Annotated in this window: 22 protein-coding genes; 7 read left to right on the top strand and 15 right to left on the bottom strand. The window is 45.0% G+C overall.

The window, feature by feature from the left end:
• Nucleotides 1-3 precede the first annotated feature (3 nt).
• The 8 genes from porD to rpmB all read right to left on the bottom strand — a co-directional run bounded on the left by porD (nucleotide 4) and on the right by rpmB (nucleotide 5,988).
• The gene (gene porD / locus HMPREF1536_RS21355) at nucleotides 4-906 is read right to left on the bottom strand and encodes a type IX secretion system protein PorD (RefSeq protein ID WP_028729127.1); all 903 of its coding nucleotides are present in this window, start codon (nucleotides 904-906) and stop codon (nucleotides 4-6) included.
• Nucleotides 903-2,105: a bifunctional phosphopantothenoylcysteine decarboxylase/phosphopantothenate--cysteine ligase CoaBC gene (gene coaBC, locus HMPREF1536_RS21360; protein ID WP_028729126.1), complete on the bottom strand. Its 1,203-nt coding sequence runs from the start codon at nucleotides 2,103-2,105 to the stop codon at nucleotides 903-905. Before coaBC ends, porD begins: the two co-directional genes overlap by 4 nt.
• An 8-nt stretch (nucleotides 2,106-2,113) precedes the next feature.
• The gene (locus tag HMPREF1536_RS21365; RefSeq protein WP_028729125.1) at nucleotides 2,114-3,265 is read right to left on the bottom strand and encodes an iron-containing alcohol dehydrogenase; all 1,152 of its coding nucleotides are present in this window, start codon (nucleotides 3,263-3,265) and stop codon (nucleotides 2,114-2,116) included.
• Nucleotides 3,266-3,270: 5 nt separating this feature from the next.
• Nucleotides 3,271-4,041: a 3'-5' exonuclease gene (locus HMPREF1536_RS21370; protein WP_028729124.1), complete on the bottom strand. Its 771-nt coding sequence runs from the start codon at nucleotides 4,039-4,041 to the stop codon at nucleotides 3,271-3,273.
• Nucleotides 4,042-4,051: 10 nt separating this feature from the next.
• A complete protein-coding gene (gene dnaN, locus HMPREF1536_RS21375; RefSeq protein ID WP_028729123.1) occupies nucleotides 4,052-5,176 on the bottom strand; it encodes a DNA polymerase III subunit beta in 1,125 nt (374 codons plus the stop codon).
• Between the two features lie 196 nt (nucleotides 5,177-5,372).
• Nucleotides 5,373-5,525, bottom strand: a complete 153-nt coding sequence (locus tag HMPREF1536_RS27235) for a DUF4295 domain-containing protein (protein WP_081693391.1) — start codon at nucleotides 5,523-5,525, stop codon at nucleotides 5,373-5,375.
• 16 nt (nucleotides 5,526-5,541) lie between these two features.
• The gene (gene rpmG, locus HMPREF1536_RS21380) at nucleotides 5,542-5,730 is read right to left on the bottom strand and encodes a 50S ribosomal protein L33 (protein ID WP_007657199.1); all 189 of its coding nucleotides are present in this window, start codon (nucleotides 5,728-5,730) and stop codon (nucleotides 5,542-5,544) included.
• Nucleotides 5,731-5,748: 18 nt separating this feature from the next.
• Nucleotides 5,749-5,988, bottom strand: a complete 240-nt coding sequence (rpmB, locus tag HMPREF1536_RS21385) for a 50S ribosomal protein L28 (protein WP_005638129.1) — start codon at nucleotides 5,986-5,988, stop codon at nucleotides 5,749-5,751.
• Nucleotides 5,989-6,251: 263 nt separating this feature from the next.
• On the opposite strand from rpmB, the gene HMPREF1536_RS21390 reads away from it, so the two are divergent.
• From HMPREF1536_RS21390 to HMPREF1536_RS21415, 6 genes are all read left to right on the top strand, one after another.
• Nucleotides 6,252-6,854, top strand: coding sequence for a nitroreductase family protein (locus tag HMPREF1536_RS21390; protein WP_028729122.1), 603 nt, complete (start codon nucleotides 6,252-6,254; stop codon nucleotides 6,852-6,854).
• Nucleotides 6,855-6,870: 16 nt separating this feature from the next.
• Nucleotides 6,871-8,220 carry a dihydrolipoyl dehydrogenase gene (gene lpdA / locus HMPREF1536_RS21395; RefSeq protein ID WP_028729121.1) on the top strand — a complete coding sequence of 450 codons (1,350 nt, stop codon included), beginning with the start codon at nucleotides 6,871-6,873 and terminating at the stop codon, nucleotides 8,218-8,220.
• Entirely contained in the window at nucleotides 8,220-8,960 is a 741-nt protein-coding gene (locus HMPREF1536_RS21400) for a lipoate--protein ligase family protein (protein ID WP_028729120.1), read from the top strand. The genes lpdA and HMPREF1536_RS21400 overlap by 1 nt, the downstream gene beginning before the upstream one ends.
• Before the next feature lie 116 nt (nucleotides 8,961-9,076).
• Entirely contained in the window at nucleotides 9,077-10,345 is a 1,269-nt protein-coding gene (locus HMPREF1536_RS21405; RefSeq protein WP_028729119.1) for a dihydrolipoamide acetyltransferase family protein, read from the top strand.
• Nucleotides 10,346-10,360: 15 nt separating this feature from the next.
• Nucleotides 10,361-12,391, top strand: coding sequence for an alpha-ketoacid dehydrogenase subunit alpha/beta (locus tag HMPREF1536_RS21410; RefSeq protein WP_028729118.1), 2,031 nt, complete (start codon nucleotides 10,361-10,363; stop codon nucleotides 12,389-12,391).
• 12 nt (nucleotides 12,392-12,403) lie between these two features.
• On the top strand, nucleotides 12,404-12,946 hold the full coding sequence (locus tag HMPREF1536_RS21415; protein WP_028729117.1) for a flavodoxin: 543 nt from the start codon (nucleotides 12,404-12,406) through the stop codon (nucleotides 12,944-12,946).
• Nucleotides 12,947-13,001: 55 nt separating this feature from the next.
• Here the strand turns inward: HMPREF1536_RS21415 and HMPREF1536_RS21420 are convergent, their stop codons facing one another.
• Nucleotides 13,002-14,534, bottom strand: coding sequence for an alpha-L-fucosidase (locus HMPREF1536_RS21420; protein WP_028729116.1), 1,533 nt, complete (start codon nucleotides 14,532-14,534; stop codon nucleotides 13,002-13,004).
• Nucleotides 14,535-14,550: 16 nt separating this feature from the next.
• A complete protein-coding gene (locus HMPREF1536_RS21425; protein WP_147337533.1) occupies nucleotides 14,551-15,558 on the bottom strand; it encodes an alpha-L-fucosidase in 1,008 nt (335 codons plus the stop codon).
• Between the two features lie 108 nt (nucleotides 15,559-15,666).
• On the opposite strand from HMPREF1536_RS21425, the gene HMPREF1536_RS26755 reads away from it, so the two are divergent.
• On the top strand, nucleotides 15,667-16,485 hold the full coding sequence (locus tag HMPREF1536_RS26755) for a helix-turn-helix transcriptional regulator (protein WP_052349888.1): 819 nt from the start codon (nucleotides 15,667-15,669) through the stop codon (nucleotides 16,483-16,485).
• Nucleotides 16,486-16,489: 4 nt separating this feature from the next.
• On the opposite strand, the gene HMPREF1536_RS21435 is transcribed toward HMPREF1536_RS26755, so the two are convergent.
• From HMPREF1536_RS21435 to HMPREF1536_RS21455, 5 genes are read right to left on the bottom strand one after another with little or no spacing between them, the layout of a single operon-like run.
• Entirely contained in the window at nucleotides 16,490-16,864 is a 375-nt protein-coding gene (locus HMPREF1536_RS21435; protein WP_028729114.1) for a YbaN family protein, read from the bottom strand.
• Between the two features lie 2 nt (nucleotides 16,865-16,866).
• A complete protein-coding gene (gene fmt, locus HMPREF1536_RS21440) occupies nucleotides 16,867-17,841 on the bottom strand; it encodes a methionyl-tRNA formyltransferase (RefSeq protein ID WP_028729113.1) in 975 nt (324 codons plus the stop codon).
• Between the two features lie 3 nt (nucleotides 17,842-17,844).
• Nucleotides 17,845-19,629, bottom strand: a complete 1,785-nt coding sequence (locus HMPREF1536_RS21445; RefSeq protein WP_028729112.1) for a chloride channel protein — start codon at nucleotides 19,627-19,629, stop codon at nucleotides 17,845-17,847.
• A 1-nt stretch (nucleotide 19,630) separates the two neighbouring features.
• Nucleotides 19,631-21,031, bottom strand: coding sequence for a sugar transferase (locus HMPREF1536_RS21450; RefSeq protein WP_028729111.1), 1,401 nt, complete (start codon nucleotides 21,029-21,031; stop codon nucleotides 19,631-19,633).
• 2 nt (nucleotides 21,032-21,033) lie between these two features.
• Nucleotides 21,034-21,594 carry an L-threonylcarbamoyladenylate synthase gene (locus HMPREF1536_RS21455; protein ID WP_028729110.1) on the bottom strand — a complete coding sequence of 187 codons (561 nt, stop codon included), beginning with the start codon at nucleotides 21,592-21,594 and terminating at the stop codon, nucleotides 21,034-21,036.
• Between the last annotated feature and the right edge of the window lie 12 nt (nucleotides 21,595-21,606).

The raw sequence follows: 21,606 nt of genomic DNA on the forward strand, positions 1-21,606 counted from the left end.
ATTTTATTTTTTAAGTGCCTCCAAACGGGTAGTCATCGCCGGATAGAGGTTGGAAAGCATCTTATACCCCTCCTGTTTCTCCGTTGTTGTCGCTTTAGAATAGATGGAGACTACTTCGTCCAACTTGGCATCGGCAAACATCTGCAACAGGACAGAGTTCGGCCGGGTTTTCTTTATCTCTTCCATGACCGGCAACAAAGATATGATTGTCGTACGAGCGCGATCGGAATTAGCCGCCATTTCATCGAGACCTTTGCGGTGATAGTTGTACCACATATCACGAAAAGTATCGGAAGTATTATCCGTCAGGGCTGTAGCCAGTGCATGACGGTTACGGTCGTTATCGAAAGCCTTCCAGCCATTCCATGATACCTGCGCCTGCGCCAGGGTTACGATCTGCTGCGCCTGCTGAAAGAAAGGATTTCCCCCCTTAGGAGCAAAGCTATCGAAGTCGAGCCCCAGAATAGTATAAATATAGAAGACGAGTGTAGCCGTCAGGTTACTTGTCAGGGAGTTTTCCGTATATTCAAACGGGTCATACTCCGTATAATCGAAGTCGAGCTGAGTATCACGAAAGTTCAGCAGTGTAGTCGTATAACTTGAATTATAGACCGGACGACGTGCCTGAACCTGTATTTCAGCCTTAAAACTATTGTCGGAAGGCTTTTCGTTGATAATGATATTAAAAGTACAGTCAATCCGTTCGTTTACAGCGAAGGTAGCATCCGTCCATTTACGGTTGTTGATGAACTCGGTCAAGGCTTTTTCCAGTGTTTCAAACACCGTCATGGTACCCTGGATCTTGTCTCTGTTGATTTTGACCTGGGCATTCAACTCTTGCGCTTTACCAGTAAAAGGTATAGTCCCCAGCAGGAACAGGAATAACAGTCTTTTAATCATTTTCATTTCAATAATGTTGCCAACTTGTTTACGATATCAGTTGCCACCCCCTGTTTACTTTTCAGCGGATAGCCGGTCGATTCTCCCTTATTGTCGATGATGGATATCTTATTGGTATCGCAACGGAAACCGGCACCTGCATCACGAAGTGAATTCAGAACGATGAAATCGAGGTTTTTCCGCTTCAGCTTACTCTCGGCATTCGTGGCTTCATTGTTCGTCTCCAATGCAAAACCCACTAGAACCTGTCCCTTCCGTTTGATTGCCCCTAAAGAGGCGGCAATATCCTTGTTCGGAACCAGATGAAGCGTGATATCTCCTTTACTTTCCCGTTTGATCTTTTCGTCAGCCTGTACCTCCGGACGGTAATCGGCCACCGCAGCACATAAGATGCCGGCATCGGCCTGCGGATAGGCAGCCATAGCCGCTTCATACATCTCGTCGGCCGACTCCACATCGATCCGGCGTATATTCGGATGAACGGTTGCCAACGATACCGGACCGGCTATCAGCGTGACCTCCGCTCCCTGTGCTGCACAGGCTTCTGCCAATGCAAATCCCATCTTCCCAGAAGAATAGTTACCTATAAAACGTACGGGATCAATCTTTTCGTACGTCGGGCCGGCTGTTATTACAATCTTTTTTTTTTCAAGGACGGTTTGAGAAGCGAAAAACTCCTCCAAGACAGTGATAATCTTGTCCGGTTCCTCCATCCTTCCCTTACCAACCAGATGACTGGCCAGTTCGCCTTCGGCCGGTTCGATGATATGGTTTCCGAACGAACGGAGACGATCCAGGTTCTGCTGTGTGGAAGGATGAGCGAACATATCCAAATCCATAGCCGGAGCTACGAATACCGGAGCTTTACATGACAGATAGGTCGTGATCAACATATTATCTGCAATACCATTTGCCATCTTGCCGATCGTCGAAGCCGTAGCCGGAGCCACCAGCATGGCATCCGCCCATAACCCCAGGTCGACATGACTGTTCCATGAACCGTCGCGGTTAGAGAAAAACTCACTGATAACCGGCTTACTACTTAATGCAGAGAGCGTTATCGGCGTAATAAACTCTTTCCCGGCAGGAGTAATAACAACCTGCACTTCGGCTCCTTTCTTCACCAGGGCACGGATAATATAAGCAGCCTTGTAAGCAGCTATACTTCCTGTAATTCCTAATATGATATGTTTACCTTTCAGCATCTTTTCTTTTATAAACGCAGCATCAGGATGTCGCGTGTCACCTTGCTGTCAATATTATGGTGTTCACCCAAATGCCAGCCCTGCTTATCTACCGGGGCGGCAAGTGCATCCAGATCACTTTCTTTAATACCACATTCGCTCAAACGGGTTTTCAATCCCATCCGGCGGAAAAACTCTTCACAAGCCACAATCGTTTTACGGGCACGTTCTTCTTCAGTTCCTTCGGTGATATTGAAAACAACTTCACCCATACGGGCCAGCTTCACCTGTTTTTCCTTGAACATATAAGTCATAACTCCCGGCAACAGAATAGCCAGCGTCTGTGCATGATCGAGACCGAACTGAGCAGTCAAAGCATATCCCATCCGGTGGGACGACCAATCCTGCGGTACACCCTGCCCGATCCATACGTTCAGCGCATTGGTAGCAGCCCACATCAGGTTGGCACGGATATCGTAATCGTTCGGGTGATCCAGTACTTTGATACCCTCTTCATAGATCACTTTCATCAGACCTTCTGAAAAAGCATCCTGTACTTTAGCATTGACCGGATAAGTCAGATATTGCTCAACGACATGAATAAATGAGTCTACAACGCCATTTGCCACCTGCCGGGCTGGTAATGAATAGGTCACTTCCGGATCCAGGATAGCGAACTGAGGGAAGACTAACGGACTGGCAAAATTCAGTTTCTCGCGAGTCTCGACACGTGAGATAACAGAGCGTTCGTTCATTTCGGAGCCGGTAGCCGATAAAGTCAAGACAGCGCCCAATGGCAATGCCTGTTTTATCACTCCACCTTTCGAAAGAATATCCCAGGGTTCTCCTTCGTAATAATAAGCGGCTGCAATAAACTTGGTGGCATCGATCACCGAACCACCGCCCACAGCCAGCAGAAAGTCAATATTTTTCTCTTTGACGATCTCTACTGCTTTCATGCAGGTTTCATAATGAGGGTTAGCTTCGATACCCGGAAATTCCGTAACCTCAAAGCCTTTCAACGCATCCGTCACCTGGTTGTAAATACCGTTCTTTTTAATGCTTCCGCCTCCGTACACCATCAGCACCTTGCTTCCGGCAGGGATCAAAGCGGATAAACGTGCAATCGTACCTTTCCCAAAAACAACTTTCACGGGATTAGCAAACTCAAAGTTATTCATTGCTGTTATTTCGAATTAAAACCTCTCAATTTGATTTCTGTAAGGATCTTTTTGGTGTTCAGCGGGAAATCACCGTTCATGATCCAGGAATAATAGCCGGGATCTGTTTTCAGTACTTCTTCCACCAGCTTTCCTTTGTATTTACCGAAATTGATCACCTCTTTTCCATCCTCATTATAAACCATACGGCCTGCAAAGTCCACATTGCTCGTGAAGCTGGAATATTTGGAAAGGAAGTCGATATCGTTCTGCAAATCAGAATAACGATCCAACTGTGCCTTCAAGATCTCATAAGTCGCCATTGTATCAGCTTCTGCCGTGTGGGCATTTTCCAGGCTTTTATCACAGTAGAACTTATAAGCAGCCGACAATGTACGCTGTTCCATCTTATGGAAGATAGTCTGTACATCCACGAACTTACGTTTATTCAGGTCGATATCCACACCTGCCCGAAGAAATTCTTCAGCCAGCAAAGGAATATCGAAACGGTTGGAGTTGTATCCGGCCAGGTCGCAACCTTCGATCTGTGCGGCCAGCGATTTGGCTATTTCTTTAAAAGTAGGGCAATCTTTTACATCTTCGTCCGTAATGCCGTGAATAGCGGTAGACTCCGGTGGAATGGGCATTTCCGGATTGATCCTTCTCGTCTTCGTCTCTTCTTTGCCGTTAGGGTGAACCTTTACAAAGGAAATTTCAACGATACGGTCTTTTACTATATTTATACCCGTAGTCTCCAGGTCGAAGAAGACTATCGGGTTTTTTAAGTTTAATTGCATTTTTTATTTGTTAGTCATTCAACATCATCGGCATAAGCAGCATCAGCAAGTCTTCGTTCTCTTCGTTTTCAGCAGGAACGATCAGGCCGGCACGTGAGGGGTCTGCTAATTCCAGAATTACTTCTTCCGAATTAATGTTACTCAATATTTCAATCAGGTAAGTAGCCTTGAAACCGATATTCAGCTCTGTTCCGTCGAACTGGCATACGATCTTTTCTTCCGCAGAGGTAGAGAAGTCGATGTCCTGAGCGGAAACAACCATTTCGCTTTCTTTCAACTGTAATTTAACCAGGCTGCTTGCCGGGTTAGAGAATACGGATACACGTTTCAGGGCATTCAGGAACGATACACGGTCGATCGTTACCTTAAACGGGTTTTCCTGCGGAATTACACTGTTATAGTTCGGGTAACGGCCTTCGATCAGACGGCAAACCATTTCGAAGTTCGTGCAATTCACATAAGCGTTATTGTCGTCGAACTTGATACTTACCATTTCCGACCCCTTAGCCAAGACATTCTTCAACAGGTTAGCCGGTTTCTTCGGAAGGATAAAAGAAGCTCTTTCGGGCGATTTCACCGACAGGTTACGCAAACGAACCAGTTTATGCCCGTCTGAAGCAACAAAAGTCAGGTCGTCTGTATGGATGTCGAAATAAACACCGTTCATGACCGGACGAAGTTCGTCGTCGGCTGTAGCAAACAAAGAGCGGCTAATACCATTCAACAACATCTGCGACTCAACGACAATAGCGATTGCATTATCATTCAGCGGCTTCTGCTGCGGATAAGTATCCCCTTTCTGTCCGATGAAGTTATATTTACCGTTCTGGAAATGGATAAAGATCTCCAGGTTCTCGTCGTTGATGTCGAAAGTAAGCGGTTGCTCCGGCAATTCTTTCAAAGGATCGAGCAGTATCTTAGCAGAAACAGCGAAAAGTCCGGCACCTTTTGAATTCATCACCTCAACAGAAGTAACCAGACGTGTTTCAGCATCCGAAGCTGTTATAGTCAGTTTATTACCATCCAAATCGAATAGAAAGCTGTCGAGGATCGGTAAAGAGTTCTTAGACGCAATAACTTTGCTGATAGACTGCAAACGGGATAACAGCGCAGTGCTGGATACATCAAATCTCATGGTTCTTAATTGTTTATATTATTAATTTTATTATTGTACATATTATTTGCGATGCGTCATAAACGCCCATACAAAAGTAAAAAAATATTTGATTTGGAGCATTATTATATGTGTTCTTTTATCCTTAAAGAAAAGAACAAAAAAAGAGGCTCTCCACTGCGGGAGAGCCTCTTTTCGTATTTTATGTAGTTAAAAATTATTTCGCGAAATAATCTTTTACCATTTCGTTAGGAACCATTTCTTCCTGGAAGATGTAAGCACCAGTTTTCGGAGACTTAACCATCTTAATTACTTTTGAGTAAGTACGACCGTCACCTTTCTTAAATGTTGCAACTGCTTTTTTTGCCATCGTTTAAAATCTCCTATTACTTAATTTCTTTGTGTAAAGTCATCTTCTTCAGGATCGGATTGTATTTCATCAGTTCCAATCTCTGAGTTGTATTTTTTCTATTCTTTGTAGTGATGTATCTGGATGTACCCGGCATACCACTTTCTTTGTGTTCAGTACATTCCATGATTACCTGAACTCTGTTACCTTTTGCTTTCTTTGCCATTTCTTTCTTTCCTCCAAATTAAGCGTTTAAATAACCTTTTTCAGCTGCCTTTTTAATTGCTGCATCTAAGCCCAGCTTATTGATAGTACGCAAGCCTGCGGCTGAAATATTCAGGCTAACCCAACAATCCTGTTCTACCCAGTAGAACTTTTTAGTAAACAGGTTAACATCAAACTTACGTTTCGTTCTTCTCTTAGAGTGAGAAACGTTGTTGCCAACCATTGCTTTCTTTCCGGTAATTTGACAAATTTTAGACATTGCTATCTTCTTTTTTTATTAACGCAATAAATTAATTACAACTCCTGCTATCTGTCTTCCCTTTCCGAACTAGCATCATGATCAGAACGAAGATTCTAATAGAGTTTCTCTCTTTACAGGGCGCAAAGGTAAAAAATATTTTTTATTATACCATATTTTTCTCCAATAAATTTCACCTATACTTATATATATACATCCGTGCAACAAAAGTATTACATTATTGGTTTTACTAATGATAATAAACATAAATACTTACAGAAATTATGGCTAAAAATTTTAAAGAAGCAGTTAAGCACAGGAGAACCTATTATAACATCACTAACAGCTCTCCTATTTCGGACAATGAAATTAAAGAGATTATCGATTTTGCAGTAACAAACGTACCTTCGGCATTCAATTCACAATCGACAAGGGTCGTTCTCCTTTTGGGCAAAAATCACAAGAAGTTTTGGGATATAACAAAAGAAGCTCTGCGTGTGATCGTTCCGGCTGATGCGTTCGAGAAAACTCTTTCCAAGATAAACACCAGCTTCGACTGCGGATATGGCACGATCCTGTTCTATGAAGATATGGAAGTGGTGGAGAATTTACAAAAGGCATTCCCCGGCTATAAAGATAATTTTCCCATTTGGTCGCAACAAACATCCGGAATGCATCAGTTTACTATATGGACGATGCTGGAAGATGCCGGTTTCGGAGCTTCCCTGCAACATTACAATCCATTGATCGATGAAAGGGTACAGGCAGAATGGAACATCAACCCGAACTGGAAATTAATTGCACAAATGCCGTTCGGTACACCGACCAAAGAACCGGGCGAGAAAGAGTTCAGACCACTCAAAGAGCGCGTTTTGATTTTCAAATAATTAAAGTTCATCCATTATGAAATACGATATAGCCATTATCGGTGGAGGGCCGGCGGGTTACACTGCCGGTGAACGGGCAGCCGAAAATGGGTTAAAAACTATTCTCTTTGAGAAAAATGCCATTGGAGGAGTCTGCCTGAATGAGGGGTGTATCCCCACCAAGACGTTATTATATTCAGCCAAAATACTGGATAGCATAAAAAGTGCGTCCAAATACGGAATACAGGCGGATGCTGCTCCGGGCTTCGATCTGGGTAAAATCATTGCACGAAAAAATAAGACCGTAAAGAAACTGACACTCGGTGTCAAGGCCAAACTGAACGGCAACGGTGTGACAATCGTGCAGGGAGAAGCTTTGATCCGGGGAGAAGAAGATGGATATATCCTGATCCAGTGTGGCGAGGAAGTGTTTGCTGTTAAAAATATCCTGCTGTGTACCGGTTCGGAAACGATCATCCCTCCTATTAAAGGATTATCGGAGGTAGATTACTGGACTTCCAAAGAGGCACTGGATATGAAAGAACTTCCCCGGTCGATCGCTATTATCGGCGGTGGAGTTATCGGTATCGAATTTGCTTCTTTCTTTAATAGTATGGGCGTCAAAGTGAAGGTGATCGAAATGATGCCGGAGATACTCGGGGCTATGGATAAGGAAGCTTCAGCCATGCTACGGGCAGAATATTCCAAGAGAGGTGTTGAGTTTTTCCTTGAAACAAAAGTGATCGAGGTTACACAGGACAGTGTGATCGTGGAAAAAGACGGTAAGACAGAAAAGATTGAAGCAGATAAAATACTGGTCAGTGTAGGCCGCAAAGCCAACATCCGTAACCTGGGAATTGAAACGCTGTCGGTCGAACTTCTCCGTAACGGTGTGAAAGTGAACGAATACATGCAAACCTCACATCCGAATGTGTATGCCTGTGGCGATATCACCGGTTTCTCCATGCTGGCCCATACAGCTTACAGGGAAGCGGAAGTGGCTATTAACCATTTGTTGGGACGTGAAGACCGGATGAGCTATAAAGCTATCCCTGCCGTCGTTTATACCAACCCGGAAGTAGCTGGTGTAGGAAAAACAGAAGAAGAATTGAAAGCAGAAGGCATGACATATAATGTAGTGAAGATCCCAATGACTTATTCAGGTCGTTTTATGGCCGAGAACGAAACCGGTACGGGATTATGCAAACTGATTACCGATACGGACGATCGCATCATCGGTTGCCACCTGCTTGGAAATCCGGCATCCGAAATCATTATTGCCGCCGGTATAGCTGTGGAAAACGGTTATACGACCGAACAATTCAAAAAGAATATCTTCCCCCACCCGACAGTCGGAGAAGTTATACATGAAAGTTTATACATGTAATGCTTTGCATTTACAACATCCATACAGACGCCTGGTTCAATCTTGCTGCGGAAGAATATCTTTTAAAGAACTTTTCAGAAGATATTTTTATGCTGTGGCAGAATGAACCGGCTGTCGTTATTGGGAAACATCAAAATATATGGGCGGAAACGGATCTTGAATATATAAAGGAAAAACAGATCAGAGTCGCCCGCCGTTTCTCCGGAGGAGGTGCGGTATACCACGATATGGGAAACCTGAACCTTACCTTCATTGAGAACAGCAGCCAGATCGACTCCATCCGGTTCACTGAAAATATAATCCGTTTTCTCGAAACTGTCGGAGTCCATGCACGGGCAGATGAACGACAAGGCTTAACCATTGACGGATTGAAAATATCCGGCAGTGCCCAGGCCATTCACAAACGCAGGATGATGCATCATGCCACCTTGTTATTTTCGACAGACCTGGATGTACTAAACCGATCCCTACAACCGTCAGACATCCCTTCTTCCGACAAGGCTATTCCACATCCTTATTTCGTCAAATCGGTTAAAAGCCCGGTCACCAACCTGTCCGGTTTACTTCCGCAGCCAACCACTATCGATGCATTTAAAAGCTTGCTGATGGATTATTTCTTCAACAACAACGAGAATAATCGTTATTACGAATTCAGCCAGGATGATCTGGAGAATATCCGGTTGTTAAGGAATAACAAATATGCCGACAAAAACTGGATTTACAACACTTACCCTCTGTAAAATAGAACTTTCCTTGTCTGACCTTTGTTCTAATTTAACGATAGAGTAAAACAAAACGCATAGAGGTCGACAGACCTTATCCGGCGAAAGAACAAAAGCAAAAAGATTAATTAACTATGGCTACATTTGAAATAAAAATGCCCAAGTTGGGCGAAAGCGTTACAGAAGGAACCATTATCTCCTGGTCTGTTAAAATTGGTGATCAGGTAAATGAGGATGATGTGCTTTTCGAAGTAAGCACGGCAAAAGTAAGCGCGGAGATCCCTTCTCCCGTTGCCGGCAAAGTATTTAAGATATTATTTAATGAAGGCGATACGGTTACTGTAGGTACGACTGTCGCCATCATCCAACTGGAAGGATCTGAAGAAGAGATCCCGGACAATAGTACTACACTCCAGGAAGAAGCAGACAGTACAACGAGCGCAAGTGTGGTGGCCGCTAAAGAAGAGGAAAGATGGTATTCGCCTGTCGTTCTCCAAATGGCACAGGAAGCTAATCTGAGCAAGGAGGAAATGGATCATATCCCGGGAACCGGTTATATGGGACGCCTGAGCAAGAAAGATATGAAAGATTATCTTTCCGGAAAGAAGAGCACAACGACAAAACAGCAAGTACAACCGGCCGTACAGGCCAAAGCAACCCCGGCAGCTGCTCCTTCTGTCGCTTCCACCCCGTCATCAGCGACCAGCGAAGACAAGATCATCGAAATGGATCGTGTACGTCGTATTATCGCAGACCACATGGTGTTATCCAAGAAGGTTTCCCCACATGTTACTACAGTTGTGGAAGTAGATGTCACCAAACTGGTACAATGGCGTACCCGTAATAAAGAGGCTTTCCAAAAACGCGAGGGCATCAGCCTGACTTATATGCCGGCCATTACAGAAGCGACAGCCAAAGCTTTGGCCGATTTTCCACTGGTAAACGCGTCGGTAGAAGGTTACCAGATGATCCTGAAAAAACATATTAACGTAGGTATTGCCGTTTCATTAAATGATGGGAATCTGATCGTCCCGGTTGTTCATGATGCCGACAAGTTAAACCTGAACGGCCTGGCTGTTGCCATAGATACACTGGCAAACAAAGCCCGTGATAACAAACTGGCTCCGGACGATATACAGGGAGGCACTTTCACGATCACTAATTTCGGCACGTTCAAAAACCTGTTCGGTACACCGATTATCAACCAGCCCCAGGTTGCTATACTGGGAGTCGGTTACATCGAGAAAAAACCAGCCGTGATCGAAACACCGGAAGGCGACACGATCGGTATCCGCCATAAGATGTACCTCTCGTTGTCATACGACCATCGGATCATCAACGGAACATTGGGCGGAACATTCCTGCGCCGTATCGCCGATTATCTGGAAAACTGGAATCAATAATTAATATGCTCAAAAATGAAAAAGTACGATATAAAGAATACAGACAAGGAAACCCTGAAAAAATGGTTTTATCTGATGACATTAGGACGGGCTCTCGATGAAAAGGCCCCTTCTTACCTGTTACAATCGCTGGGCTGGTCGTATCATGCTCCTTATGCGGGACATGATGGCATTCAGCTGGCGATCGGACAGGTATTCAAAAAAGGAGAAGATTTCCTGTTCCCCTACTATCGGGATATGCTCACGGTGTTATCGGCCGGAATGACTCCTGAAGAGATCATACTGAACGGGATCTCAAAAGCAACCGACCTGACAAGTGCCGGACGCCATATGTCGAACCATTTCTCAAAAATGGAATGGAATATCGAAAACATATCTTCCGCCACAGGTACCCACGACCTGCATGCCGCCGGTGTAGGCAGGGCAATGGTTTATTACAAGCACAAAGGAGTAGCCATTACCTCCCACGGTGAGTCGGCCACATCCGAAGGGTTCGTATACGAAGCGATTAACGGAGCCAGTACGGAAAGACTACCGGTTATATTCGTTATTCAGGATAACGGATACGGAATATCCGTACCGAAAGAAGACCAAACGGCCAATCGCAAAGTAGCCGATAACTTCTCCGGCTTTAAGAACCTGAAGATTATTCATTGCAACGGTAAAGACGTGTTCGACTCGATGAATGCCATGACGGAAGCTAAAGAGTATGCACTCAACCGGATTCCGGTGATCGTACAGGCGAACTGTGTCCGTATCGGCTCCCACTCCAACTCGGATAAACATACCTTGTACAGGGATGAGAACGAATTAAACTATGTAAAGGCCGCCGATCCTTTGCAGAAGTTCCGCCGTATGCTTCTCCGTTATAAACGTTTCACCGAAGAAGAACTGAAGGAGATCGAAGAAAAGGCTAAAAAAGACCTGAGTGCAGCCAACCGGAAAGCACTGGCAGCCCCAGATCCGGATCCTGCCACCGTCACCGATTTCGTATTACCGGAACCTTATATTCCAAAGAAATATATAGACGGAGTACAAAACGAAGCCGGTGAAAAGGAAACATTGGCTACCGCCATCAATAAAACCTTGAAAGCCGAATTCCGGCACAACCCGGACACTTTCATCTGGGGGCAGGATATTGCCAACAAAGACAAAGGCGGTGTATTCAATATATCGAAAGGCATGCAACAGGAATTTGGAGACACACGCGTGTTCAATGCTCCGATTGCAGAAGATTATATCGTCGGATCAGCGAATGGAATGTGCCGGTTCGACCCGAAAATACATGTCGTAATTGAAGGAGCGGAATTTGCCGATTACTTCTGGCCTGCTGTCGAACAATATGTGGAATGTACGCATGAATACTGGAGAAGTTACGGACAGTTTACTCCAAATATCACCCTGCGACTAGCCTCCGGTGGCTACATCGGCGGAGGTTTGTATCATTCCCAAACTATAGAAGGTGCGTTGACCACCTTGCCGGGAGCACGTATCGTCTATCCTTCGTTTGCCGATGATGCAGCCGGCTTGCTTCGCACCAGTATGCGTTCCAAAGGTTTCACATTATTCCTGGAACCCAAAGCTCTTTATAATGCCACAGAAGCGGCAACTGTTGTACCCGACGACTTCGAGGTTCCTTTCGGTAAAGCTCGCATCCGTCGGCCGGGAGAAGACATGAGTATCATCACCTATGGTAACACGACACACCTCTGTCTTAATGTTGCGGAACGCCTACAGAAAGAACACGACCGGAATGTGGAAGTGATCGACATCCGTTCGTTGATCCCGCTGGATAAGGATACGATATTCGAGTCTGTAAAAAAGACAAGTAAGGTTCTGATTGTACATGAAGACAAAGTATTCTCCGGCTTCGGAGCAGAAATAGCCAGTATAATCGGATCGGAGTTATTCCGGTATCTGGATGCCCCTATACAGCGGGTCGGTTCGATATTTACGCCGGTAGGCTTCCATCCGGTACTTGAAAAAGCGATCCTTCCGGATGAAGAGAAAATTTATAAGGCAGCCAAAGAATTGTTGGATTATTAATTATAACGAGATATGAAAAAGATAGGATTATTTTATGGTTCGTCTACAGCAAAGACAGCAGCAGTCGCCCAAAAACTAAAAGAAGCATTCCATGATGTCCAGGTCGATATTATCCCGGTTGAGAATTCAGGAGAAGCAGATTTCGAGGCATACGACCACATCATTGCCGGTTCGTCAACCTGGTTTGACGGGGAATTACCGACTTATTGGGATGAAATAATGCCGGTAATAACATCAGCCGACCTGAAAGGAAAGAAAGTGGCCGTTTTCGGATTAGGAGATCAGGTGAAATATCCGGATAATTTTGTCGATGCGATCGGTTATCTGGCAGAAGCATTTGTTAACCGGGGAGCAATCCTGATAGGGTATACATCTGCTGAAGGATATAACTTCAACCAATCTCAGGCATTGAAAAAAGGAATGTTCATGGGATTGGCACTGGATATCGAAAACCAACCCGATAAGACAGATGAACGAATCAGGAAGTGGGTCGACCAACTAAAGAGTGAATTTGAGAAAGATATATCATCTGCCGATAATTCATTCAATTGTTAAATAAAATAAGGTCTTGCAGATAAATATCTGTAAGACCTTATTCTTGTGAAAGAGATTATTCCGTCATTGCTTCTTCGCCGGATGCCTTATAAAAACCTATTTCTGATATCTGGGGGACATCCCTCGATTCACGGACAACGATACGTGCCTTACTGCAACGCACCGGATCAAACCGGAGAATCCGCTTATATCCTATTGTCGTCCCTTCCGTTACCGGTATCCAACTATCTCCAACCAGGCATTCCAGAACAAACTGTTCTATCCGTTGTCCTTCGGTTATATTTTCTTGCAAAAGAAGCCGATCGAAAACCTGATCCCCGTCAAAGGATATCTCCAGTACGTTCTTACCGGGAGAACCCTGCCAGTAAGTATCCAACTGTCCATCGACCAGCCGGTTGATATTACCGGAAGACACTCCGGCTCCGGCAATCAGATTCTTTTCAAAAGTCTTTCGCAGTATCCGCTGCATGTTCATCAGACTGGATACGTCATTCTCATGGATCAATCCCCGTTTGTCGGGAGGCAGGTTCAATAGTAATAACGAATTCTTTCCGATCGAGCTATAATAAATATCAATCAGTTTCTGAGGAGACTTAACCAATGTATCTTCGGAAGCATGATAATACCAGCCCGGACGGATAGAGACATCCACTTCAGACGGATACCAGATCACACCTTTGGCATCAGCCAGCAACTTACGGCTACCCAGATCATCCTCCATCATATTTCCTACCGGCAGGAATGTACCGCTTCCCGCTTCCTGCTGGGACGACTCGGCGATATCCGACAGACTGGTAGCCGTAACAGGTAACGTACTCCATTCCGTATCGCGACCGTAACCACTCTCTGTTCCCACCCATCTGACATCTGGCCCCATAACAGCAATAACAGCCTGAGGTTGCAGACGACGGATCACATCGTAGTAACGTTTAAAATCATATACCTGCTTTTTACCGTTCGGCCCCTCGCCACAGGCACCATCAAACCAGACTTCAGCCACAGGGCCATACTGCGTTAGAAGTTCCGTCAGCTGATCAACAAAGAAATCATTATACCGCTCAGTTCCGTAGTCCGGATGATTCTGATCCCACGGAGACAGATAAACAGCAAACTTCACTCCCTGCTCCTTACAAGCTTCCGCAACGTCACGCACCAAATCACCTTTCCCCTCTTTCCAAGGAGTCGCGGCAACTGAAAAATCCGTATAGGCCGATGGCCACAGGCAAAAACCGTCATGGTGTTTACAGGTAAGCAAGATCATTTTCATACCGGCCTCTTTGGCTGTACGTACCCATTGCCCGGCATCCAGTTCTGTCGGGTTAAATATTGCCGGATCTTCTTTTCCGGTACCCCATTCCACGTCGGTAAAAGTATTTACACCATAACAAATAAAGCCGGTAAACTCCATTTGCTGCCATTCCAGCTGCCGGGCAGAGGGAACAACATGAGCCGATAAGCGGATTTTCTCTTCTACACTTGCCCCTTCCGGGAAGGCACAAGAGTTGACATATATCTCTTTTTGCTTGTTGCTGCAAGCTATCAGGAAACAAAAGGCAACTCCCAGTAACAAGTTATCCAGTTTTTTCATACAGATTATGAATTTTCTATTTATTCTCTTTTATCATGCGCCCCACTTCCCGGAGCACTTTACAGTCTATCTCACGAATATTCCCGTTATAATCCGGGCCGATATTCAATGAAAAGATATTTCCATATTCAACTGCCTCCTTATAATCCTTATAGATTTTTTCTGCCGGAAAAACCAACGAGTCATGTTGCGGCAGAGAATAGAACCAGTCTGCACCACCTTCGTGGGGTGGCAGCAACGGATAAGTAAATTCAGCCACGAGATAACCGTCATAAGCCTTTTCATTCTTTCCGGCATCTTCCACCCAGGTTAAGTTGTCGCCACCTAGAGGTCCTGCACATCCCCGTTCACGCAGGCTCAAACGACCGGATGGTGCCCCATGATTATAACCGGCAAAACAATCGGGTTGAAACTGATGTACCCATGCCGTTGTTTCTTCATGCGAAAGCCCCCCATCGCCTACGGCATGATCGAACCAGATAAATTCCACCGGGCCGTATTGGGTCAGTAATTCTTTCAGCTGGGCTTTTTTCATGTCCGGATTACTTCCGCCTTTCTGGCTTTGTCCGCGTTCGGCACCTTCCCAATTCCAATCCCCTTCCGAAAAGTACAGAGCCAGTTTTATACCATATTTATCGCATGAAGCACGCAACTGTTTCAAAACATCAGTCTTAAGCGGGGCATTAGTCACTTTCAGGTCGGTTGTTTGGGTATCCCACAGGCAAAAACCGTCATGGTGCTTTGTCAGGAACAAGATATAATTCATTCCCGCTTCTTTAGCCGTTCTGGCCCATTGATCGGTGTTACAGGAAGTAGCCCGGAAGAAGGAGACATCGTGCGGTTCACCCGTCCATTCCTTACCGGAGAATGTGCTGTACGACCAGCAGATAAACATTCCGAAACGAAGATCAGCCACTTCCTTCGCCCTGACCGGATCAGGAGTAGCCTTTTTCTGACCGCAACCGGAAAATACACATAATATAATCGCACACCAAACGAACAAATTTCCTGCTATTGTTTTCATGATATCACATTTAGAATTTAGTATCAGCAAAAATAAATATTCCTTTTCACATACGGATTGTATAATTTTTGGCTATTATTGTACAATCTTATTCCAGACAACAGCAATATGATTCATTTAAGCCATACGATCGACATTCTTACGGGAGGAACTTACACAGGCAACAATTCCTGGAATAAGAAACACTCGGATATAGACAACTGCTTCAAGATATACCAGATCACGGAAGGAAAGCTCTTTCTCTCCGATGAAAACGAGGAATATTTACTGGAAAGCGGAAACCTGTATTTTATTAACGGAAGCAAGCTGGCAGCCCAGCAATGCCGACACTCTTTTTCCACCAACTGGCTTCATTTCATCCCGAAAGACCTGGTCATACATCACAGCCTGTTATCGATGCCGTTAGTCGTCAATTTTACCGGGATAATGGATCTCGTTAGTAACTCGCTGGCGAATATAGAAGTATTGGTCTCCGGCGAGCCGGCTTCCTACAAAGACTATTTCCTCGAGTCATTGCGTATGCAGGCGGGTATCCAGTCCATGATCGTTTCCCTGTTGGAAAAATATCCCTGGACATCGCCACAGGAAATTTACTCGATCCGCATGATCGAACCGGCAATTCTATATATCAAGGAACATTTTACCGAACCTGTCCGGCTGAAGGAGCTGGCTGATTGCTGTAACATTTCACCGAACTATTTCCACCGGATATTCACCAAAGCATTAAAGACCACCCCGGCCAATTACATTTCATTGCTGCGGATGAATACAGCACTTCCCCTTCTCCTGAATAATGAATACAGTATAAAGGAAATAGCCTATCAATTGGGATTCTATGACGATGCCTATTTCTCGCGTGTCTTCAAAAACCATTACGGCATTACCCCCGGTGAATACAGGAAAAAAAGAAAAGAACTATTATTTTGAGGGATCACTTCTTCTTGGTAGGAAAAGAAAGGATATGCCAGGTTACCCCGGCACTGATAAGTATCAACAATATCTTTACCCAGAGATATTCAATCAAATAAAGAGAGGTCAGGATGGCAGAGAGCCACATGATCGAAACAGAAATGATCTTCGAGCGTAAAGGGATGGCCTTATCTACCAGAAAGTTTCTGATGTAATTACCGAAATAACGGTTGCTCATCGCCCGGTTGTACAACTTTTCCGAACTGCGAAGATAAAACCAGCAGGTCAACAGCCAGAAAGGAGTAGTCGGAAGCAATGGGACAAATATGCCCACTGCCCCCAATATCAGGAAGAAAGACCCCAGTATGATATAAATGATACGTCTGGTCTCTCCCATTCTTATTCTACAGTGAAATCCCCGATTTGTTTGTTACCGTTCAGGAAATCTTTCACGCCCATCCGTTTCTTTCCCGCCAACTGAAGGGATAAAAGGCGGATATATCCATCTTTGACGGCTACATCGATATAGCTCTTCGCATCTGTCAGGATAGTGCCCGTTGCATGGTTATGAGAGGCCGGATGCTTCTCTGTTTCATAAACCTTCAGTGCCAGGCGGCTTCCATCGGGAGCTACCAGATCCGTCCAGGCAGCAGGATAGGGAGATAAACCACGAATAAAATCGTAGATTTTCTTTAAAGGCTGCCCCCAGTTGATACGGCAAGTATCTTTAAATATCTTCGGAGCCGGACGAAGCTCGGCAGCATCCTTAAAGAATTCTTCCTGCGGAATGGCATCTACTTTACCTGCCAGCAAAAGATCGACTGTTTCGGTAACAAGTCCTGCACCTATCGTCATCAAAGCATCATGCACCACTCCTACATTATCCGTATCCGCAATCGGAAGATGTTTCTGGCGGATAATTTTTCCGGTATCGATCTCATGCGTAAGGAAGAACGTTGTAACTCCGGTTTCAGTATCACCGTTGATAACCGCCCAATTGATCGGGGCTGCACCACGATACTGCGGCAACAACGAAGCATGCAGGTTGAACGTTCCGAAGCGCGGCATATCCCACACAACTTCCGGCAACATACGGAAAGCAACCACAATCTGCAGGTCGGCATTCAAGGCACGCAATTCCGCAATAAACGCTTCATCCTTCAGCTTCTCCGGCTGCAATACCGGAAGATTCTGCGACAAAGCATATTCCTTTACAGGACTCGGTTGCAAAACGCTGCCATGACGTCCTACCGGTTTATCCGGCATCGTGATCACTCCTACTACATTATATCCCCCTTCGACCAGGGCACGCAGGCTCTCCACGGCAAAGTCGGGAGTGCCCATATATACAATACGTAATTCTTTTTTATCCATCTTTTAATCTCCTGAAAAGTTTTCTACCAATACTTCGCGGTATGAATTAAATATCTTCGACTTCGACATAAATCCGACATAACGTCCTTCTTCATCCACTACGGGAAGATTCCAGGCCTTCGTATCGTCAAATATCCCCATGATCTGTTCCATCGGGGTTCCGATCTGTATCTTGGCCGGAGCCGACACCATGAATTTGGATACATGGAATCTGTTATATAACTCCGGACGGAACATAATGTTGCGGATATTGTCCAATTGCACAATTCCCAGCAATATCCCCTTTTCATCGATAACCGGGAATGCATTTCGTCCGCTCTTTGCGATCACCTTTACCATATCACCCAATGACATTTCCGGTGAAACGGTCTGGAAATCTTTCTCGATCACACTATCCGTATTCAGCAAAGTCAGAACGGCACGGTCTTTATGGTGGGTAAGCAGCTCCCCTTTCTGTGCCAGACGCATAGAATAGATACTATGAGGTTCAAACATCAGAATGGTCAGGTACGAACTGATGGAAACGATCATCAACGGAAGAAAAAGGTCGTATCCACCGGTCAGTTCCGCGATCAGGAACACGCCTGTAAGCGGTGCATGCATCACCCCCGACATAATACCCGCCATACCCAACAGGGCAAAGTTCTTCTCCGAAATATACATCGTGAACGGGAAATAGTTGGAAGTATGGGCAAAGAGGAACCCGGATATACAACCCAGATACAAGCTCGGTGCAAAGATACCACCACAACCACCACCCGCATTGGTCGCACTCGATGCAAACACCTTTGTCAGCAGGATCAGGAACAGGAATACAACAATTCCCCAGTAATTATCGTTCAGGTCATAGAACAAACTTTTATCCATAATATGCGAGAACTGCCCGTTCAGCAAGGAGCCGATCGTGTCGTAACCTTCGCCATACAGCGGGGGGAAAAGGAAGATCAGGATACTCAGCATCACACCTCCCAACAGGAACTTCTTCCAATAGACACCCAACTTGCGGTACATCCCTTCCACCCTGTTCATCACCCGGGTAAAATACAGTGAAACCAAACCGCAGAAAACACCCAGCAGCAGTACATACGGAATACGTTCGATCTCAAAGACCTCGGTCTGCGAGAATTTAAACATAGCTTCCGTTCCCGTAAAAATATAGGAAACAGTCGCCGCCGTCACCGATGAAATCAGCAAAGGCAACACCGAAGTCATCGTCAGGTCGAGCAATAACACCTCGATCACAAAGACCAACCCCGCAATAGGAGCCTTGAAGATACCGGCAATTGCACCTGCCGCCCCACAGCCCACCAGCAGCATCAGGGTTTTCTGCTCCATGCGGAACAAGCGTCCCAGATTGGAGCCGATAGCCGCTCCCGTCAATACAATCGGAGCCTCGGCTCCTACCGATCCACCGAACCCGATAGTCACCGAACTGGCAACAATGGAAGTCCATGTGTTATGAGGTTTGATACGGCTCTTACGCTGCGAAATAGCATAAAGGATCTTTGTCACCCCGTGACTGATATCGTCGCGAACAATATATTTAACGAATAATCCCGCCAGCAAAATACCGATCACCGGATAAAGCAGATACAGGTAGTTCACCCCGCTGGCATCAAAATTTCCGGTAAGGAGATGCTGGATAAAATGAATCAGTTGCTTCAGAATAATAGCGGAAGCCGCCGTACAAATACCGACCAGGAAGCTGATCACCAAAATAAAATGTTTCTCTTTTATATGCTTATCCCGCCACAACAGAAACCGATAGAATAGTCCTTCTTTTGCCATTTTAAATTCCTTTTCCTGTAAACACTGTCCTTACTGTGTAAATCAATATTGTTATATCCAGCAGCAACGACATATTTTCGTAATATAAAATATCATATTTCATACGTTCGATCATCTTATCCACATCACCGGCATATCCGTATTTCACCATTCCCAGGGAAGTGATACCGGGTCGCACATTATGCAGCAAGTAATAGTAAGGTGCCACCTTCACTATCTGATCAATAAAAAACTTCCGTTCCGGTCGCGGCCCAACCACCGACATATCTCCTTTCAGTACATTCCAGAACTGGGGAAACTCATCCAGCCGGTATTTCCGCATAACATGCCCGAACGGAGTAATACGTTCGTCATTCTCCGACGATAACAACGGCCCGTTATCCTCTGCCCCTACATACATCGTACGGAACTTATAGATCATAAACGGTTTTCCCATATATCCGATCCGCTCCTGACGGAAAAAGACCGGCCCGGGAGAATCTCTCTTCACCCGCCAGGCAATATACAGATACATCGGCGATAAAAGTACAAGCACCAGAATAGATATAACCCTATCCATAAATAGCTTGATATTCTTTTCTACCGCAGAAAAGTTATTATCCGTTACATTTACCAGCGGAATACCGCGGATCGTCTTTATCTTTACCTGCGACAACATACTCAACTTATCAGCCAGCACCTTGATCGGCAGCTTATAATGATAAAGCGAATAAAGTATGTTCAACAGCTTTTTGTTATCACTCGTTTCTGCAGCAAGCACCAATTCATCGATCCGTCTTTCGGTTACAATTGCCGGCAAGTTCTCCAAAACACCTGCCAGTTCTTTTTTATCCACCTCTACCGGGGTCGTGTCGTCTTCCGGCACAAATCCGGAAATATTATATCCCATCCGGTAAAGATCCTTCGCGATATGGCACGCTTTCTTTCCTGCCCCGATTATCAGGATATTCATAGCCCATTCCCTGCTCTTTATCTTCCGCAGTCCCGCCTGTGTGATCGACAGTCGCGGTATATAAGTCAAAAAGAACTGTAAACCGAATAAGACAAAAAAGAACTCATAATAAATATGGAACGAACGGGGCAGGTCATTCAGTACCACGATAAAAAAGATCAGGACAACCCCGATCAGGGAGGTCACGAAAGTAGAAAACAGCTCGGTAAGTCTCGACTTGCCGAACGGTTTATTATAGTAACCCGAAAAATAGTACAGAATCAACCAGAAGAAAGGAATCAACAACTGCCCTTTCAACACCTGCAGATAAGCCAGATAATTACTGAAAGAGCTAGCCCCCTCATAAATAGCCACTTCCTTATAACGCAACAGGTTAAACAAGAACCATGCTACGGCTGCAGATATAAAGTCTGATAATATGTATTTTCCTGCCTGTCTGCTTTTCTTCATTCTTATCTGATAACCTGAATAAGACCTCCGGCACCAAGCTTAATAATATTTGATGGTTGTGCCTTGCTCATATCATCCTGGCGATAGCCAACAATATAATCTACTCCATTCTTGATTACATCCGATACTTCCGTGAAGTTTGCCGGTGATAATTCACCGCTCACGTTGGCGGAAGTCGATACCAACGGCTTACGGAAACGTTCACACAACTTACGTGAAAATTCTTCATTCGTAATACGGATACCCACGCTTCCATCGTCGGCCAGCAGGTTCTTAGCCAGATTTTTTGCATTGGAATAAATGATCGTAAGCGGTTTATCGGCCACCTCGATCAAATCCCAGGCGATATCGGGTATATCCGATACATACATCTGCAATTTAGCAGTGCTATCCATCAGAACCAGCATCGCCTTATTGTCTGCCCTTCTCTTCAATTCATATACGCGTTGCACCGCTTCCTCATTCGTTGCATCGCAGCCTATGCCCCAGATTGTATCTGTGGGATAGAGTATTATACCACCCTCCTGCATTACTTCGCAGGCCTTTTTAATATCTTCCGTCATTGTTTTTTATAA

This window comes from Parabacteroides gordonii MS-1 = DSM 23371 (genome assembly GCF_000969825.1).
In the GTDB taxonomy this organism is placed as follows: Bacteria; Bacteroidota; Bacteroidia; order Bacteroidales; family Tannerellaceae; genus Parabacteroides; species Parabacteroides gordonii.

What these genes read in the sequence shown, in the direction of transcription:
- porD (WP_028729127.1), bottom strand. Translation starts at nt 906, where the DNA reads ATGAAAATGATTAAAAGACTGTTATTCCTGTTCCTGCTGGGGACTATA.
- coaBC (WP_028729126.1), bottom strand. Translation starts at nt 2,105, where the DNA reads ATGCTGAAAGGTAAACATATCATATTAGGAATTACAGGAAGTATAGCT.
- HMPREF1536_RS21365 (WP_028729125.1), bottom strand. Translation starts at nt 3,265, where the DNA reads ATGAATAACTTTGAGTTTGCTAATCCCGTGAAAGTTGTTTTTGGGAAA.
- HMPREF1536_RS21370 (WP_028729124.1), bottom strand. Translation starts at nt 4,041, where the DNA reads ATGCAATTAAACTTAAAAAACCCGATAGTCTTCTTCGACCTGGAGACT.
- dnaN (WP_028729123.1), bottom strand. Translation starts at nt 5,176, where the DNA reads ATGAGATTTGATGTATCCAGCACTGCGCTGTTATCCCGTTTGCAGTCT.
- HMPREF1536_RS27235 (WP_081693391.1), bottom strand. Translation starts at nt 5,525, where the DNA reads ATGGCAAAAAAAGCAGTTGCAACATTTAAGAAAGGTGACGGTCGTACT.
- rpmG (WP_007657199.1), bottom strand. Translation starts at nt 5,730, where the DNA reads ATGGCAAAGAAAGCAAAAGGTAACAGAGTTCAGGTAATCATGGAATGT.
- rpmB (WP_005638129.1), bottom strand. Translation starts at nt 5,988, where the DNA reads ATGTCTAAAATTTGTCAAATTACCGGAAAGAAAGCAATGGTTGGCAAC.
- HMPREF1536_RS21390 (WP_028729122.1), top strand. Translation starts at nt 6,252, where the DNA reads ATGGCTAAAAATTTTAAAGAAGCAGTTAAGCACAGGAGAACCTATTAT.
- lpdA (WP_028729121.1), top strand. Translation starts at nt 6,871, where the DNA reads ATGAAATACGATATAGCCATTATCGGTGGAGGGCCGGCGGGTTACACT.
- HMPREF1536_RS21400 (WP_028729120.1), top strand. Translation starts at nt 8,220, where the DNA reads ATGCTTTGCATTTACAACATCCATACAGACGCCTGGTTCAATCTTGCT.
- HMPREF1536_RS21405 (WP_028729119.1), top strand. Translation starts at nt 9,077, where the DNA reads ATGGCTACATTTGAAATAAAAATGCCCAAGTTGGGCGAAAGCGTTACA.
- HMPREF1536_RS21410 (WP_028729118.1), top strand. Translation starts at nt 10,361, where the DNA reads ATGAAAAAGTACGATATAAAGAATACAGACAAGGAAACCCTGAAAAAA.
- HMPREF1536_RS21415 (WP_028729117.1), top strand. Translation starts at nt 12,404, where the DNA reads ATGAAAAAGATAGGATTATTTTATGGTTCGTCTACAGCAAAGACAGCA.
- HMPREF1536_RS21420 (WP_028729116.1), bottom strand. Translation starts at nt 14,534, where the DNA reads ATGAAAAAACTGGATAACTTGTTACTGGGAGTTGCCTTTTGTTTCCTG.
- HMPREF1536_RS21425 (WP_147337533.1), bottom strand. Translation starts at nt 15,558, where the DNA reads ATGAAAACAATAGCAGGAAATTTGTTCGTTTGGTGTGCGATTATATTA.
- HMPREF1536_RS26755 (WP_052349888.1), top strand. Translation starts at nt 15,667, where the DNA reads ATGATTCATTTAAGCCATACGATCGACATTCTTACGGGAGGAACTTAC.
- HMPREF1536_RS21435 (WP_028729114.1), bottom strand. Translation starts at nt 16,864, where the DNA reads ATGGGAGAGACCAGACGTATCATTTATATCATACTGGGGTCTTTCTTC.
- fmt (WP_028729113.1), bottom strand. Translation starts at nt 17,841, where the DNA reads ATGGATAAAAAAGAATTACGTATTGTATATATGGGCACTCCCGACTTT.
- HMPREF1536_RS21445 (WP_028729112.1), bottom strand. Translation starts at nt 19,629, where the DNA reads ATGGCAAAAGAAGGACTATTCTATCGGTTTCTGTTGTGGCGGGATAAG.
- HMPREF1536_RS21450 (WP_028729111.1), bottom strand. Translation starts at nt 21,031, where the DNA reads ATGAAGAAAAGCAGACAGGCAGGAAAATACATATTATCAGACTTTATA.
- HMPREF1536_RS21455 (WP_028729110.1), bottom strand. Translation starts at nt 21,594, where the DNA reads ATGACGGAAGATATTAAAAAGGCCTGCGAAGTAATGCAGGAGGGTGGT.